The sequence below is a fragment of the Pseudomonas sp. MC6 genome (assembly GCF_054790575.1).
In genome coordinates this window covers 3242201-3258095 of sequence record NZ_CP186504.1, presented here as the reverse complement: position 1 = coordinate 3258095, position 15895 = coordinate 3242201, and the positions used below count along the sequence as shown (strand labels likewise).

At 59.8% G+C, this 15895-nt stretch carries 15 protein-coding genes; 14 read left to right on the top strand and 1 reads right to left on the bottom strand.

The features are described 5' to 3' along the window. Positions 1-243: 243 nt before the first annotated feature. Positions 244-603: a DUF6124 family protein gene (locus ACOYXE_RS14535; protein ID WP_405122083.1), complete on the bottom strand. Its 360-nt coding sequence runs from the start codon at positions 601-603 to the stop codon at positions 244-246. 636 nt (positions 604-1239) lie between these two features. On the opposite strand from ACOYXE_RS14535, the gene flhA reads away from it, so the two are divergent. From flhA to ACOYXE_RS14465, 14 genes are all read left to right on the top strand, one after another. Beyond that, positions 1240-3369, top strand: a complete 2130-nt coding sequence (gene flhA, locus ACOYXE_RS14530) for a flagellar biosynthesis protein FlhA (protein ID WP_038363869.1) — start codon at positions 1240-1242, stop codon at positions 3367-3369. Between the two features lie 11 nt (positions 3370-3380). Continuing rightward, positions 3381-4721, top strand: coding sequence for a flagellar biosynthesis protein FlhF (gene flhF / locus ACOYXE_RS14525; protein WP_008077677.1), 1341 nt, complete (start codon positions 3381-3383; stop codon positions 4719-4721). 116 nt (positions 4722-4837) lie between these two features. Beyond that, the gene (gene fleN, locus ACOYXE_RS14520) at positions 4838-5668 is read left to right on the top strand and encodes a flagellar synthesis regulator FleN (RefSeq protein ID WP_003222917.1); all 831 of its coding nucleotides are present in this window, start codon (positions 4838-4840) and stop codon (positions 5666-5668) included. Next, a complete protein-coding gene (fliA, locus tag ACOYXE_RS14515; protein WP_007920004.1) occupies positions 5665-6405 on the top strand; it encodes an RNA polymerase sigma factor FliA in 741 nt (246 codons plus the stop codon). Before fleN ends, fliA begins: the two co-directional genes overlap by 4 nt. A 166-nt stretch (positions 6406-6571) precedes the next feature. Continuing rightward, a complete protein-coding gene (locus ACOYXE_RS14510) occupies positions 6572-6943 on the top strand; it encodes a chemotaxis response regulator CheY (protein WP_161986607.1) in 372 nt (123 codons plus the stop codon). 18 nt (positions 6944-6961) lie between these two features. Beyond that, on the top strand, positions 6962-7750 hold the full coding sequence (locus tag ACOYXE_RS14505; RefSeq protein WP_034151516.1) for a protein phosphatase CheZ: 789 nt from the start codon (positions 6962-6964) through the stop codon (positions 7748-7750). Between the two features lie 54 nt (positions 7751-7804). Further along, positions 7805-10075, top strand: a complete 2271-nt coding sequence (locus tag ACOYXE_RS14500; RefSeq protein ID WP_460929750.1) for a chemotaxis protein CheA — start codon at positions 7805-7807, stop codon at positions 10073-10075. 49 nt (positions 10076-10124) lie between these two features. Then, positions 10125-11273, top strand: a complete 1149-nt coding sequence (locus ACOYXE_RS14495) for a protein-glutamate methylesterase/protein-glutamine glutaminase (protein WP_460929748.1) — start codon at positions 10125-10127, stop codon at positions 11271-11273. Further along, positions 11273-12013: a flagellar motor protein gene (locus ACOYXE_RS14490; RefSeq protein ID WP_016987476.1), complete on the top strand. Its 741-nt coding sequence runs from the start codon at positions 11273-11275 to the stop codon at positions 12011-12013. The genes ACOYXE_RS14495 and ACOYXE_RS14490 overlap by 1 nt, the downstream gene beginning before the upstream one ends. Before the next feature lie 12 nt (positions 12014-12025). After that, complete coding sequence (motD, locus tag ACOYXE_RS14485; protein WP_064390875.1) at positions 12026-12916, top strand: flagellar motor protein MotD; 891 nt, start codon at positions 12026-12028, stop codon at positions 12914-12916. A 43-nt stretch (positions 12917-12959) separates the two neighbouring features. Next, on the top strand, positions 12960-13748 hold the full coding sequence (locus ACOYXE_RS14480; protein WP_008077691.1) for a ParA family protein: 789 nt from the start codon (positions 12960-12962) through the stop codon (positions 13746-13748). 116 nt (positions 13749-13864) lie between these two features. Continuing rightward, the gene (locus ACOYXE_RS14475; RefSeq protein ID WP_460929745.1) at positions 13865-14830 is read left to right on the top strand and encodes a CheW domain-containing protein; all 966 of its coding nucleotides are present in this window, start codon (positions 13865-13867) and stop codon (positions 14828-14830) included. A gap of 90 nt (positions 14831-14920) precedes the next feature. Next, entirely contained in the window at positions 14921-15406 is a 486-nt protein-coding gene (locus ACOYXE_RS14470) for a chemotaxis protein CheW (protein ID WP_007919980.1), read from the top strand. After that, on the top strand, positions 15407-15802 hold the full coding sequence (locus ACOYXE_RS14465; RefSeq protein WP_160056830.1) for a DUF2802 domain-containing protein: 396 nt from the start codon (positions 15407-15409) through the stop codon (positions 15800-15802). Positions 15803-15895 lie beyond the last annotated feature (93 nt).

The window sequence follows — 15895 nt, the reverse complement described above, 5'->3', positions numbered from 1 at the left end:
CATATCTGACAGGTAGATGCTTGTTTCAGACGAGTGGTCGAGACTCGGCGGCGCGCTCAAGTTTCGTTCGACGTGCCGGCCCTTCCCTTGAAAGCGGAAAGAGTCGAGTTACCAGGCTCAAACGTAAAACGCGCCGCCCCGGTTGATTAGGAGCGGCGGGTTTTGACTGTCCGCAGTTGGGGGTTGCCTGTAGATAGGCCATCGCGAGCAGGCAGTGGCACCAAACAACTCGACCGGCCCGCATCACCGCGGCAACTCCAGATTATCCATCACCCGATTCACCGCCAGTTCGCCGAGCATGATCAATTGCGCGATCCCCAACAATGTCCTGCGCTGCGACGCGGGTATGAGGTGGGCGAAGTCATGGGCGATGGTTCTGGCTGAGGCGAGTGTTTCGCTGGCATCGGCCAGCAGCTCTTCATTTTTGAAGTCCGCGGTGACGGCGTACATCCGGCGGGTTTTACGCGGTGGTGGCGTGGAGCCGGGCGGGCAGAGGTAGTGATCGAGGGCGCGGTCGGCGGCGTCGTGGAGTTTGCTGGAGTCGAGGGAATCGTAGGGGGAGGTGGGGTCGGTTGCGGGTGGGTTGGGGGTTGGTTTGATCATGGTTGAAGCCTCTAGAGTAGTGAAGCTGCCACCGTTCGCTGCTAACGAAGGAGGTGGCGGCCGTACGCGGGTTAGCAGACCAGGACTCTAGAACCCGGCGCACCGAAGTGCCCCACGCAAAGCCGCCATAACGGCAACGGACTTCATGCGTCTAGAGATAACCCGGGCTGCTAAACCCGGTCGCTGATTTGTCAGCGACCGGACCACAATATAACCCGACCCCAAAGCGCACAAGCCGGCGGATTCTGGCTTGGCTGTAGGCATTGGCGCAAGGATTTGTAGCCTTGAGACCGTGTCTTGAGGTGTCTTTTAAACAGCTTCGTTTAAATCGAAAAATTTGTGCCGGACATAAGGGCCTCTTCGCGAGCAGGTTCGCTCCCACAAGAGACTGCATTCCAAATGTGAGAGTGAAATGCACACCAAATGTAGGAGTGAGCCTGCTCGCGATAGCGGAGTGTCAGTTGACGAATTTTTTGGATGACACACCGCTATCGCGAGCAGGCTCACTCCTACAGTGTTCGCGTACACCTTCCTCTCTGTTTCAATCAATCGCAAAAGTTGGAAAGCTTCTTGCAGTACCCGCCGTGAGCCCGCTCTGGGCGTCAAAAGTTTGCTTTAAAGGAACGGGGAAAACCGGTGGATCGCTCTCAGTTATTCAACACTGCTCGCACAAACGTTGCCGACCTCAGTCGAGGCAATCTGGGCGTGCCGTTGTTGCTGCTGGTGATGCTGGCGATGATGATGTTGCCGGTGCCGCCGTTCCTGCTCGACGTGTTCTTCACCTTCAACATTGCCTTGTCGATTGTCGTCCTGCTGGTCTGCGTGTATGCGCTGCGACCGCTGGATTTCGCCGTGTTCCCGACGATTCTGCTGGTTGCGACGTTGCTGCGGCTGGCGTTGAACGTGGCCTCGACGCGGGTGGTCATGCTCCACGGTCAGGACGGCCACGCCGCTGCCGGTAAGGTGATTCAGGCCTTCGGTGAGGTGGTGATCGGCGGTAACTACGTGGTTGGTATCGTGGTTTTCGCGATCCTGATGATCATCAACTTCGTCGTGGTGACCAAGGGTGCCGGGCGGATTTCCGAGGTGAGCGCGCGGTTCACCCTCGATGCGATGCCCGGCAAACAAATGGCGATCGACGCCGACCTCAACGCCGGTCTGATCGACCAGAACCAGGCCAAGATGCGCCGTCAGGAAGTCGCCCAAGAGGCTGAGTTCTACGGTTCGATGGACGGTGCCAGCAAGTTCGTCCGTGGTGACGCCATCGCGGGCCTGCTGATTCTGTTCATCAACCTGATCGGCGGCATGGCCGTGGGTATCTTCCAGCATGGCATGACGTTCGGTGATGCCGGTCGGGTTTACGCCTTGCTGACCATCGGTGACGGTTTAGTGGCGCAATTGCCATCACTGTTGTTATCGACAGCAGCGGCAATCATGGTGACCCGTGCTTCCGGTTCGGAAGACATGGGCAAGCAGATCAATCGCCAGATGTTCGCCTCGCCGAAAGCGCTGGCGGTGGCTGCAGGTTTGATGGCGGTCATGGGGCTGGTGCCGGGCATGCCGCACTTCTCGTTCCTGAGCATGGCCGCGCTGGCCGCTGGCGGCGCGTACCTGTTCTGGAAAAAACAGAATGTGGCCAAGGTCGTAGCGTTGGAAGAGGTCAAGCGCCAGCAGGAACTGCTGCCGTCGCCGGCCCGCGCCATGGAAACCAAAGAGCTCGGCTGGGACGATGTGACGCCCATCGACATGATCGGCCTGGAAGTCGGCTATCGCCTGATTCCGCTGGTGGACCGCAATCAAGGCGGGCAATTGCTGGCGCGGATCAAGGGCGTACGCAAGAAGCTCTCGCAGGATCTGGGCTTCCTGATGCCGACTGTGCACATTCGCGACAACCTCGATCTGGCGCCAAGCGCCTATCGCCTGACCCTGATGGGCGTGATTCTCGCCGAAGCCGAGATCTACCCGGATCGCGAACTGGCGATCAACCCGGGCCAGGTCTACGGCACACTCAACGGTATCAACGCCAAAGATCCGGCTTTCGGCCTGGAAGCGGTGTGGATCGAAATCAGCCAGCGTGCGCAGGCACAATCCCTCGGTTACACGGTGGTGGACGCCAGCACCGTGGTCGCGACTCACTTGAACCAGATTCTATACAAGCACTCCAGCGAGCTGATCGGCCACGAAGAAGTGCAGCAACTCATGCAATTGCTGGCCAAGAGCTCGCCGAAACTGGCAGAAGAGCTGGTGCCGGGCGTGGTCACGTTGTCGCAGTTGCTCAAGGTGCTGCAAGCGCTGCTCGCCGAACACGTGCCGGTGCGCGATATCCGCAGCATTGCCGAAGCCATCGCCAACAACGCCGCGAAGAGTCAAGATACCGCCGCGTTGGTGGCTGCGGTACGGGTCGGCGTATCCCGCGCCATCGTCCAAAGCATTGTAGGCACTGAGTCGGAGCTGCCTGTGATCACCTTGGAACCAAGGTTGGAACAAATATTGCTCAATAGTCTGCAGAAGGCAGGACAAGGCTCGGAAGAGGGCGTTCTGCTGGAGCCAAGCATGGCCGAGAAGCTGCAGCGTTCGCTCATCGAAGCGGCGCAGCGTCAGGAAATGCAAGGTCAGCCGGTGATCCTTTTGGTCGCTGGCCCGATCCGCGCGATGCTCTCGCGCTTTGGCCGCCTCGCAGTCCCTGGATTGCATGTGCTGGCCTACCAGGAAATACCGGACAACAAGCAAGTGACCATCGTTGCGACAGTAGGGCCCAACGGCTGAGGTAGTGGTTTATGCAAGTTAAGCGTTTCTTTGCCGCCGATATGCGTCAGGCCATGAAGCTGGTTCGTGATGAGCTGGGCGCTGATGCCGCCATCATTGGCAACCGCCGCATTGCTGGCGGTGTCGAGCTGACGGCGGCACTGGATTACAAATTGTCGGCGCTGGCGCCACGGGTTCCGAACATGGAACTCGAAGACGAGCTGCGCAAGACTCAGTCGCGCATCGTCACCGCCCAGGCCGAACTGAGCCTGCGTGGCGAAGCCGACGGCAACAGCAATCGCCAGATCTTCGCAGGGCTGCCGTTGACCGCTGGCCTGCCGCTGACTGCCGCTGAACCGCTGAGCGAGCCGACTTACGCTGCTCCAGCGCGTCCGGCCCCGGCGCCTGCGCAGTCTTCCGGCGGCGTTGATCCGCGTGCCCTGGATTCGATGCGTTTCGAATTGAACAGCCTGCGCGAGCTGATGGAAGTTCAGCTTGGCACTCTGGCCTGGAATCAGCTGCAAGGCAGCCGTCCGGCGCAAGCCAATCTGTATCGTCGTCTGCAACGTATCGGTCTGTCCGGCCCGTTGTCGCGCGATCTGCTGGCGATGATCACTGATATCGAAGAGCCGCGTCAGGCCTGGCGCATGTTGCTCGCGCACCTGGCGCGGATGATTGCCGTACCGGAAGTCGAGCCGTTGGAAGAGGGCGGTGTGATTGCCATGGTCGGCCCTGCCGGCATGGGCAAGACCACCACGCTGGCCAAGCTCGCCGCGCGCTACGTGCTGAAATACGGCGCGCAGAATGTCGCGCTGGTGAGCATGGACAGTTTCCGCATCGGCGCGCAGGAACAACTGAAGACGCTGGGCCGCATTCTCAATGTGCCGGTGACCCACGTCGATCCGGGCCAATCGTTGGTGCAGGCGCTGGATCCACTGCTGCGCAAACGCGTGGTATTGATCGATACTGCCGGCCTGCAAGCCAGCGATCCGGCGCTGCGCATGCAGCTGGAAAGTCTGGCCGGGCGTGGCATTCGTTCAAAAAATTATCTGGTCTTGGCAACCACCAGCCAGAAACAGGTTCTAACCGCCGCTTATCACAGTTACAAGCGTTGCGGGCTAGCCGGCTGCATCCTGACTAAACTGGATGAAACGGCCAGCCTTGGCGAAGTGTTGAGCCTGGCGATCAGTCATGAATTGCCGGTCGCGTACCTGACCGATGGCCCACGGATTCCGGATGATTTGCATCTGCCGCGCCGTCATCAACTGGTCAGCCGCGCCGTCAGCGTGCAAATGCAGGAAGAACCCAGCGAAGAAGCCATGGCTGACATGTTCGCTGATATCTATCACAGCCCGACCAAGCAGGTAGGCTGAGGTATTCATGAACAGTTTTTGTACCTACATCGATGGTCTGCCATGCATTGTTCCGGTTGTGAACGCGCAGCCAGTAATGTGGCCTCCGTCTATGCAAGACAAGGTAAAGAAATAACATGGGCAGCATGCATCCCGTACAGGTGATCGCGGTGACCGGCGGCAAAGGTGGCGTCGGCAAGACTAACGTGTCAGTGAACTTGTCTCTGGCGCTGGCAGAGCTTGGCCGTCGGGTCATGCTGCTGGACGCCGATCTGGGACTGGCGAACGTCGACGTTTTGTTGGGTCTGACCCCTAAACGCACACTGGCCGACGTGATCGAAGGCCGTTGCGAATTGCGCGACGTGCTGTTGCAAGGCCCCGGTGGCATCCGCATCGTCCCGGCCGCGTCCGGCACGCAGAGCATGGTCCACCTGAGCCCGGCGCAACATGCCGGCCTGATTCAGGCGTTCAGCGACATCGGCGACAATCTCGACGTACTGGTGATCGACACCGCTGCGGGTATTGGTGACTCGGTAGTCAGTTTCGTACGCGCCGCGCAAGAAGTGTTGCTGGTGGTCTGCGACGAGCCAACCTCGATCACTGACGCCTACGCACTGATCAAACTGCTTAACCGCGATTACGGCATGAACCGCTTCCGCGTCCTCGCCAACATGGCGCAGAGCCCGCAGGAAGGGCGCAACCTGTTCGCCAAGTTGACCAAGGTCACGGATCGGTTCCTTGACGTGGCCCTACAATACGTCGGCGCCGTGCCTTACGACGAAAGCGTGCGTAAAGCGGTGCAGAAGCAGCGTGCCGTTTACGAAGCCTTCCCGCGCTCCAAGTGCGCGCTGGCATTCAAGGCCATTGCACAGAAGGTCGACACCTGGCCGCTGCCCGCCAACCCGCGTGGCCATCTCGAGTTTTTCGTCGAGCGCCTCGTGCAGCAAACGGCAGGGCCCGTGCTATGACAGCAAGCGGTATGAACTACTACAAGAAGTCGGCACGCGACGCTCAGTACGAGCTGATCGAGCGTTACGCGCCGCTGGTCAAACGCATTGCCTACCACTTGCTGGCACGGTTGCCGGCGAGTGTGCAGGTCGAAGACCTGATCCAGGCCGGGATGATCGGCCTGCTCGAAGTCTCGACCAAATATGACGCCAGCAAAGGCGCCAGTTTCGAAACGTACGCGGGCATTCGAATCCGCGGCGCGATGCTCGACGAAGTGCGCAAAGGGGACTGGGCACCACGCTCGGTTCACCGCAATACCCGTATGGTCAGCGACGCAATTCGCTCAATTGAAGCTAAAACCGGCCGTGACGCTAAAGATCACGAGGTTGCAGCCGAACTCCAATTGAGTCTCGACGATTACTACGGGATTTTGAATGACACCTTGGGCAGTCGCCTGTTCAGTTTCGACGATCTGTTGCAGGACGGCGAACACGAAGGGCTGCACGAGGATGGCGCGAGTGCTCATCTTGAGCCGTCACGCGATCTGGAAGATGAACGTTTCCAGGCAGCGTTGGCGGACGCGATTGCCAATTTGCCGGAGCGTGAGCGACTGGTGTTGGCGCTGTACTACGACGAAGAGCTGAACCTCAAGGAGATCGGTGAAGTCCTTGGCGTCAGTGAATCGCGGGTCAGCCAGTTACACAGCCAGTGCGCGGCCCGTTTGCGGGGGCGTTTGGGGGAGTGGCGAGCGCGCTGAAGGCAGTGTGGGGACACTGCGAACGAGGCTGGTGCGGTGATGAACGGCACCGGTCTTGCTCTGTTGTGCTCCAGACAGTCTTCAAGTGCTGCGCCGATTGATTGAAGTGGCGCGTCCAGGTGCTGGGCGCGTTTAAGACTGCTTGGAGGTCGAATTGAACAAAGACATGAAAATCCTCATCGTTGATGACTTCTCAACGATGCGGCGGATCATCAAGAACCTGCTGCGTGATCTTGGGTTCACCAACACCGTCGAGGCTGACGATGGCGTGACTGCCATTCCAGTGCTCAACAGCGGCAGCATCGACTTTCTGGTAACGGACTGGAACATGCCGGGCATGACCGGTATCGACCTGCTGCGTCACGTGCGCGCCGATGAAAAACTCAAGCACCTGCCAGTGCTGATGGTGACTGCAGAAGCCAAGCGCGAGCAGATCATCGAAGCCGCTCAAGCCGGTGTAAACGGCTACGTAGTCAAACCTTTCACGGCTCAGGCGTTGAAAGACAAAATCGAGAAGATTTTCGAACGCATCGGCTGATGAACGCGCGGGGGAGCTATGGAGCATAACGAATCTTCACAGGGCGATTTCGAGTCGACCCTGAAAAAACACGCGGTCGAACTGGTCGAAAGCCTTGAAAAAGGCAGGTTCGGCGACGCTGTGCAACTGATCCATGAGCTCAATCAGACCCGTGACCGTGGCCTGTACCAGGAAGTCGGCAAGCTCACACGTGAATTGCACAGTGCGATCGTCAACTTCCAGATCGACCCGAACATGCCGCAGGCCGAGGAAGTGTCGCAAATCACCGACGCCACCGAACGCCTGGGTTATGTGGTCAAGCTGACGGAAGCCGCGGCCAACCGCACCATGGATCTGGTGGAAAGCGCCACGCCGGTGGTCAATGGTCTGGCTGACGAAGCGCAGACCTTGAGCGCCGATTGGGGTCGCTTCATGCGTCGCGAGGTCGGGGCTGAAGAGTTCCGTGAACTGGCGCGCCGGGTCGACGGTTTTCTGTCACGCAGCAGCACGGACAACCGTGCGGTGTCGAGCAATCTCAACGACATCCTGCTGGCCCAGGATTACCAGGACCTGACCGGTCAGGTGATCAAGCGTGTGACCCAACTGGTCACCGAAGTCGAAAGCAATTTGCTCAAACTCGTGCTCATGGCCAGTCAGGTGGACCGCTTTGCGGGCATCGAACATGACCGCGCCGCGATGCTTGCAGAAAAAGATCCACAAAAACATCTCTCGCAGGGTGAAGGTCCGCAGATTCATGCCGATAAACGAGAAGACGTTGTGTCCGGTCAGGACGATGTGGACGATTTGTTATCCAGCCTCGGGTTCTAGAGTTTTGGAATTTTAGGTTTTTTGGGTTTTTAGACCTGTAGGAGCACCCCATTAATGAGCTTCGGCGCCGATGAAGAGATCCTTCAGGATTTCCTGGTTGAGGCCGGCGAGATTCTTGAGCAACTGTCCGAACAACTGGTCGAGCTGGAAAGCCGTCCGGATGACGCAGATCTGCTCAACGCAATTTTTCGCGGTTTCCACACTGTAAAAGGGGGCGCCGGCTTCCTTCAGCTCAATGAGCTGGTGGAGTGCTGTCACATCGCCGAAAACGTGTTCGACATCCTGCGTAAGGGTGAGCGTCGCGTTGATGCAGAACTGATGGACGTTGTCCTCGAAGCACTGGACGCGGTGAACAGCATGTTCACTGAAGTTCGTGAGCGTGCTCCGATCACCGCCGCCACGCCGGAGCTGCTGGCCGCCCTGGCGCGTCTGGCCGAACCGCAATCGGCGGACGCAGCCCCGGCTTCGCCAGTGGCCGAGATGATCGAAGAACTGGTCGTCGAAGGCGACTCGTCGGGCGACATCACCGATAACGAATTTGAACAGCTGCTGGATTCGCTGAACGCCGTCAAGGCTGAAGCCGAAGCCCCGGCCGCTGCTGCCCCTGCGCAAACGGCCGCTGAAGCCGCGAGCGATGAAATCACCGATGCCGAGTTCGAGTCGTTGCTCGATCAACTGCACGGCAAGGGCCAGTTTGCGGTGGACGCGGTTGCGCCAGCGGCGGCAGCCCCTGCGGCTCCGGCCAAGGGCGACAGCTCTGACATCACCGACGACGAATTCGAAGCCTTGCTCGATCAGTTGCATGGCAAGGGCAACTTTGCCGTGGATGCGCTGGAATCGGCGATTGCTTCGGCACCTGCGCCTGCTGCTCCAGCGGCCGCCGCGGCCGGCAGCGATCTGATCAGCGATCACGAGTTCGAATCGCTGCTCGACGAACTGCACGGCAAAGGCAAGTTCTCCGAAGTCGGCACCGCCGCTGCTGGCAGTGCTTCGACCGTCGCCACACCGGCTGCCAAGGCCCCGGCCGCTGTGGCAGCGCCCAAGCCTGCCGCCAAGCCTGAGCCAAAAGCCGAGGCGCCAAAACCGGCTGCCGCTGCTGCACCGGCTCCGGCCCGTGCGCCGGCGACACCGCCACCGGAAAAACCGGCGAGCGAAGCCGAAACCACCGTGCGTGTCGACACGGCACGTCTCGACGAAATCATGAACATGGTTGGCGAGTTGGTGCTGGTGCGTAACCGTCTGGTGCGCCTGGGTCTGAACAGCGGCGATGAAGCCATGCAAAAGGCCGTGTCGAACCTCGACGTGGTCACGGCTGACTTGCAGACCGCCGTGATGAAGACGCGGATGCAGCCGATCAAGAAGGTCTTCGGGCGCTTCCCGCGTCTGGTTCGTGACCTCGCGCGTCAGCTCAAGAAAGAGATCAACCTGGAACTGGTGGGTGAAGAAACCGACCTCGACAAAAACCTTGTCGAGGCCCTGGCCGACCCGCTGGTCCACTTGGTGCGCAACGCCGTCGACCACGGCATCGAGTCGCCGGAAGAACGCGAAGCGTCGGGCAAGGCTCGTGGCGGTCGCGTGGTGCTCGCGGCCGAACAGGAAGGCGACCATATCCTGCTGTCGATTTCCGATGACGGCAAAGGCATGGACCCGAACGTCCTGCGCGCCATCGCGGTAAAACGCGGTGTGATGGACAAGGACGCGGCCGATCGCCTCAGCGATACCGAGTGCTACAACCTGATTTTCGCCCCGGGTTTCTCGACCAAGACCGAGATCTCCGACGTCTCCGGCCGCGGTGTCGGCATGGACGTAGTGAAGACCAAGATTTCCCAGCTCAACGGTTCGATCAACATCTACTCGACCAAGGGCCAGGGCTCGAAGATCGTCATCAAGGTGCCGCTGACCCTCGCGATCATGCCAACCCTGATGGTCATGCTCGGCAATCAGGCGTTTGCGTTCCCGTTGGTCAACGTCAACGAGATCTTCCACCTCGACCTGTCGACCACCAACGTCGTCGACGGTCAGGAAGTGGTGATCGTGCGGGACAAGGCGTTGCCATTGTTCTACCTCAAGCGCTGGCTGGTCAGCTCCGCCGCTCACGAAGAGCAGCGTGAAGGCCACGTGGTGATCCTTTCGGTGGGCACTCAGCGGATCGGCTTCGTCGTCGATCAACTGGTCGGTCAGGAAGAAGTGGTCATCAAGCCATTGGGCAAAATGCTGCAGGGCACTCCGGGCATGTCCGGCGCCACCATTACCGGTGACGGCCGCATCGCGCTGATTCTCGATGTTCCAAGCATGCTCAAGCGTTACGCCGCACGGCGTATTTGAATCCGGGGCGGCGGGGCGACAACGTCCCGCTGCACCTAATGGAGTGTTTATGGCAGTCAAAGTCCTGGTGGTGGACGATTCGGGTTTTTTCCGCCGCCGCGTCTCGGAAATTCTTTCAGCGGATCCGAGCATTCAGGTGGTCGGCACCGCCACCAACGGTAAAGAGGCGATCGATCAGGCCCTGGCACTCAAGCCGGACGTGATCACCATGGACTACGAGATGCCAATGATGGACGGCATCACGGCAGTGCGGCACATCATGCAGCGCTGCCCGACCCCGGTGTTGATGTTCTCCTCGCTGACGCACGAAGGCGCCCGGGTCACTCTGGATGCGCTGGACGCTGGCGCGGTGGATTTCCTGCCGAAGAATTTCGAAGACATCTCGCGTAACCCGGAGAAGGTCAAGCAACTGTTGTGCGAGAAGGTCCATAGCATCTCGCGCAGTAACCGTCGTTTCAGTGCTTATAGCGCACCGGCTCCAGCCGCAGCGCCAACGCCTGCACCGGCGCCATCCAGCTTCAGCAGCCACAGCACCAGCGCACCGGCACGTCCGGCACACGCGCCTGTGCATGCACCTGCTCCTGCTCCAAGCCGTGCTCCGGCCGCCAGCGCTTCGTCGCCAGCGCCGAAACGCAAAGCCTACAAACTGGTTGCCATCGGTACCTCGACTGGCGGCCCGGTGGCCCTGCAACGTGTGCTGACTCAGTTGCCGGCGAATTTTCCGGCGCCGATCGTGCTGATCCAGCACATGCCGGCAGCGTTCACCAAGGCGTTTGCCGAGCGTCTCGACAAGCTCTGCCGCATCAGCGTCAAGGAAGCCGAGGATGGCGACATCCTGCGTCCGGGCCTGGCGTTGCTGGCGCCGGGTGGCAAGCAAATGATGATCGACGGCCGTGGCGCGGTGAAAATCCTCCCGGGCGACGAGCGTCTGAACTACAAGCCTTGCGTTGACATCACTTTCGGTTCTGCAGCGAAATTCTACGGCGACAAAGTTCTGGCGGTGGTGTTGACCGGCATGGGCGCCGACGGCCGTGAGGGCGCGCGTCTGCTCAAGCAGGGCGGTAGCGCGGTGTGGGCACAAGATGAGGCAAGCTGCGTGATCTACGGTATGCCGATGGCCATCGTCAAAGCCGACCTTGCCGACGCGGTGTACAGCCTCGACGACATCGGCAAACACATTGTCGAGGCGTGTCTCTGATGGATGTTTTAAGCCTTATCGGGATCATCATGGCGTTCGTCGCCATCATCGGTGGTAACTACCTTGAGGGTGGTCACCTCGGTGCGCTGGCCAACGGCCCGGCGGCATTGATCGTACTGGGCGGCACCATCGGTGCCGCACTGCTGCAATCGCCGATGAGCGCGTTCAAACGCGCCATGCAGATCCTTGCCTGGATTCTGTTTCCGCCACGGGTCGATCTGGCCGGTGGCATTGATCGCGTCGTCAACTGGAGCCTCACCGCACGCAAGGAAGGCCTGCTGGGTCTGGAAGGCGTGGCCGATGCCGAACCCGACAATTACTCGCGCAAAGGCCTGCAACTGCTGGTCGACGGTGCCGAGCCGGAAGCGATCCGCAGCATCCTCGAGGTGGATTTCTACACACAGGAAGCGCGTGACATTGAGGCGGCAAAAGTCTTTGAAAGCATGGGCGGCTACGCGCCAACCATCGGCATCATCGGTGCGGTGATGGGCCTGATCCATGTGATGGGCAACCTCGCGGATCCGACGCAACTGGGCAGCGGCATCGCCGTGGCGTTCGTCGCGACCATCTACGGTGTAGCCAGTGCCAACCTGGTGTTGCTGCCGATCGCTGCCAAGCTGAAGTCAATTGCGTTGCGGCAGTCGCGTTATCGCGAAATGTTGTTGGAAGGGATCCTGTCGATCGCCGAAGGTGAAAACCCTCGCTCCATTGAGTTGAAGCTGCAAGGCTTCATGGATTAAGGGAATAACCTCATGGCACGTCGTCGCCACCAGGAAGAGCATGTAAACCACGAACGCTGGCTGGTTTCCTACGCTGACTTCATCACGTTGCTGTTCGCGTTCTTCGTGGTCATGTACTCGATTTCGTCGATCAACGAAGGCAAGTACAAGGAAATTTCCGAAGCGCTGGTCGGCGTCTTCAAAGACTCCGACCGCGCGCTCAAACCGATCCAGATCGGCGACGAACGACCGAAAACCGTGACTCCGGCCAAGCCGCTGGTCAAGGACGCCGAGCAGATCGATGCCGGTATCGCCGGCGCCAGCGATCCGTTGAAAAGCATCGCCGATGACATCAGCGCCGCGTTCGGTGACTTGATCAGCTCCAACCAGATGACTGTGCGTGGCAACGAGCTGTGGGTCGAGATCGAACTCAATTCCAGCCTGTTGTTCGGCAGCGGCGACGCGATGCCGAGTGACATTGCGTTCAACATCATCGACAAGGTTGCAGCGATTCTGAAACCGTTCGACAACCCGATTCACGTCGAAGGCTTCACCGACGATCAACCAATCCGCACCGCGCAGTACCCGACCAACTGGGAACTGTCCTCGGCGCGTTCGGCGAGCATCGTGCGCATGCTGGCCATGCAGGGTGTGAACCCTGGCCGATTGGCATCGGTGGGTTATGGCGAGTTTCAACCGGTGGCCAATAACGCTACCGCTGAAGGCCGGGGGAAAAACCGCCGGGTGGTTCTGGTGGTCTCGCGAAACCTCGATGTGCGCCGTAGCCTGACGGGCACTGGAACCGCTAACGCGCAACCGGACGCTGCGTTGAAGCGTGCTGGCACACAAACTGCACCGACCCCGGTCAAGACGCCGGGACGCGAGAGTGCCGTCAATTCTCCGTCACCCGCATTAACACGCTGAGCTATGTCTCGGTCGAGCATATCGGCCGGGAGGAACGAACTGAATGAGAGTCTGGGCAGTCGCCAATCAAAAGGGTGGTGTCGGTAAAACCACATCTTCCATCGCTTTAGCCGGATTGCTGGCCGAGGCGGGCAAGCGCGTGGTTGTGGTCGATCTCGACCCGCACGGCTCGATGACCAGCTATTTCGGCTACGACCCCGACAGCCTGGAACACAGCAACTACGACCTGTTTCTGCACAAGGGCAGCGTGCCGCAAGGCCTGCCGGGGCAGTTGCTGTTGTCGACCAGCGACGAACGCATTTCCCTGTTGCCGTCGAGCACCGCGCTGGCAACCCTTGAGCGGCAGTCGCCGGGGCAGAGTGGCCTCGGTCTTGTAATCGCCAAGAGTCTGGCGCAACTGTGGCAGGACTTCGATTACGCGGTAATCGACAGCCCGCCGTTGCTCGGCGTGCTGATGGTCAACGCCCTCGCGGCGAGCCAGCAACTGGTGATCCCGGTGCAGACCGAACACCTGGCCGTCAAAGGCCTGGAACGCATGGTCAACACCCTGGCGATGATCAACCGCTCGCGCAAACAGGCGTTGCCGTTCAGCATCGTGCCGACCCTGTTCGATCGCCGTACGCAGGCATCGATGCACACCTTGCGTGTGCTGCGTGACAAATTCCCCGACGAAATCTGGCAGGGTTATATCCCGGTCGATACTCGTCTGCGCGACGCCAGCCGAGCCGGTGTCACGCCTTCGCAATTCGACGGCAAGAGCCGTGGCGTGCTGGCTTACCGCGCGCTGCTCAAGCACCTGTTGGCGCAACAACTTGTTCCGCAGGTGGCTTGAATGATTTTGACTTGTGTAGGAGCTGCCGCAGGCTGCGATCTTTTGATCTTGCCTTGTGGCGCTCCTGAAAAGATCAAAAGATCGCAGCCTGCGGCAGCTCCTACATGGGGTTGTGTATGAATCGGCCTTTGAAGTTGACGTCTAAGCCGCAATTGGCGTTGCAGTCTTATCTGGATAATTTGCTGCAGGAAATTCCTGAGGAGCTGCCGTCGGTCATTGAGGCGCAGCCTGAAGTTGTGGAAAGCAGCGAGGCGCTGGACGAGTTCCAGGCTGCGGTACTGGAAGAGCAGGCGCGTGATGCGCAGAAGGCTGCCCGGCCTGCTGCGCCGGTTGCCGCGCCTGCCGCCGCAGCGGTGACCAAAGCACCGATTGCATTGATCGAAGAAGCCGAGCCGGTTCGCGCATCGGTGTCGACACTGGCACCGCTGCTGCAAACCCAGTTACTGAAAACCGCGCCGGAACCGGAAGTGGTCGAACCGGCTCCAGCACCTGCTCCGGTTGCACCCGCACCCGTCGAGCAGACGCTGGTGCCGCCGCTGGTGGAAGTGCATCTGCCGCCTAACAACACGCCGCCACCGGTGGAAACCGATGGTCGCCCGGCCTGGGCCTCGGAAGCGTTCGAATGCCTGCTGTTCGACGTCGCCGGGCTGACGCTCGCGGTGCCGCTGGTATGTCTCGGCTCGATCTATTCGCTGGCCGGTCACGAGCTGACGCCATTGTTCGGTCAGCCGGAATGGTTCCTCGGGATCCTGCCGAGTCAGGCCGGCAATCTGAAAGTGTTGGATACCGCGCGCTGGGTCATGCCGGATCGCTATCGCGATGACTTCCGTCAGGGCTTGCAGTACGTGATTTCGGTACAAGGTTACGAGTGGGGGCTGGCGGTGCATCAGGTCAGCCGCTCGTTGCGTCTGGACCCGAATGAAATCAAATGGAGAAGTCACCGGGGTCAGCGGCCATGGCTCGCCGGCACCGTGATTGAGCACATGTGTGCATTGCTTGACGTTTCCGCACTGGCCGAGTTGATCGCCAGCGGTGGGGCAAAGCACCTGAGCGGCCACAAGCCGCTACATAAACCGACATAGCAGCCGACATAACAATCAGGCGACGGCATTGTTGAATGCCGCCACACAGAACACACACCGCTCAGCGCGGTTTTTTCGAGGGGTCAGGGTATGAGTAGTCAGGCGACGAATGCAAAAGGTTCTGAAGATCCGATCCTGCAATGGGTGACCTTCAAACTGGATAACGAAACCTACGGCATCAACGTGATGCGCGTGCAGGAAGTGCTGCGCTACACCGAGATCGCTCCGGTGCCGGGCGCGCCAAGCTACGTGCTGGGCATCATCAACCTGCGCGGTAACGTGGTTACCGTGATCGACACCCGTCAGCGCTTCGGCCTGAACAGCGGCGAGATCAGCGACAACACCCGTATCGTCATCATCGAAGCCGACAAGCAAGTCGTTGGCATCATGGTCGACAGCGTGGCCGAAGTGGTTTACCTGCGTCAGTCGGAAATCGAGACGGCGCCGAACGTCGGCAACGAAGAGTCGGCCAAGTTCATCCAGGGCGTGTGCAACAAGAACAACGAGTTGCTGATCCTGGTCGAGCTGGACAAGATGATGAGCGAAGAAGAATGGTCGGACCTGGAGAATATCTGATTGATTCTCGAGGTTGCGGTCATTGTCCTGTTCCTCTTCTGGGCAGGCACGCTGGCAATGTTTGTGTCGTACATCAAGGCGCAAAAAGTCATTGCTGCGCAACAGGCTCAGGGCGATGCGCTGCGTGATCAGCGCATCAAGGACCTGGCCAAGCGTGTCGACGATTACCAGAACGGTAATGTGCGCATGGGCGAGGCGCTGCACGAGTTGCGTGCGGTAGTCAGCCCTTTGCCGGACAAAATCGTTCAGCTGGAACAGCGCGATCCATCGAGCCTGTCATTCGCCCAAGCGGCGAAACTGGTGGGCATGGGTGCGAGCGTTGATGAACTGACTCAGTCCTGCGGGTTGACCCAGGCTGAGGCGGAGTTGATGCGCAAACTACATAAAGGCAGCTAAGAGCTTCGAGCTTTTAGCGGCAAGCAAGATCAAAAGATCGCAGCCTTCGGCAGCTCCTACAGGGAAACGCATTCCAATGTAGGAGCTGCCGAA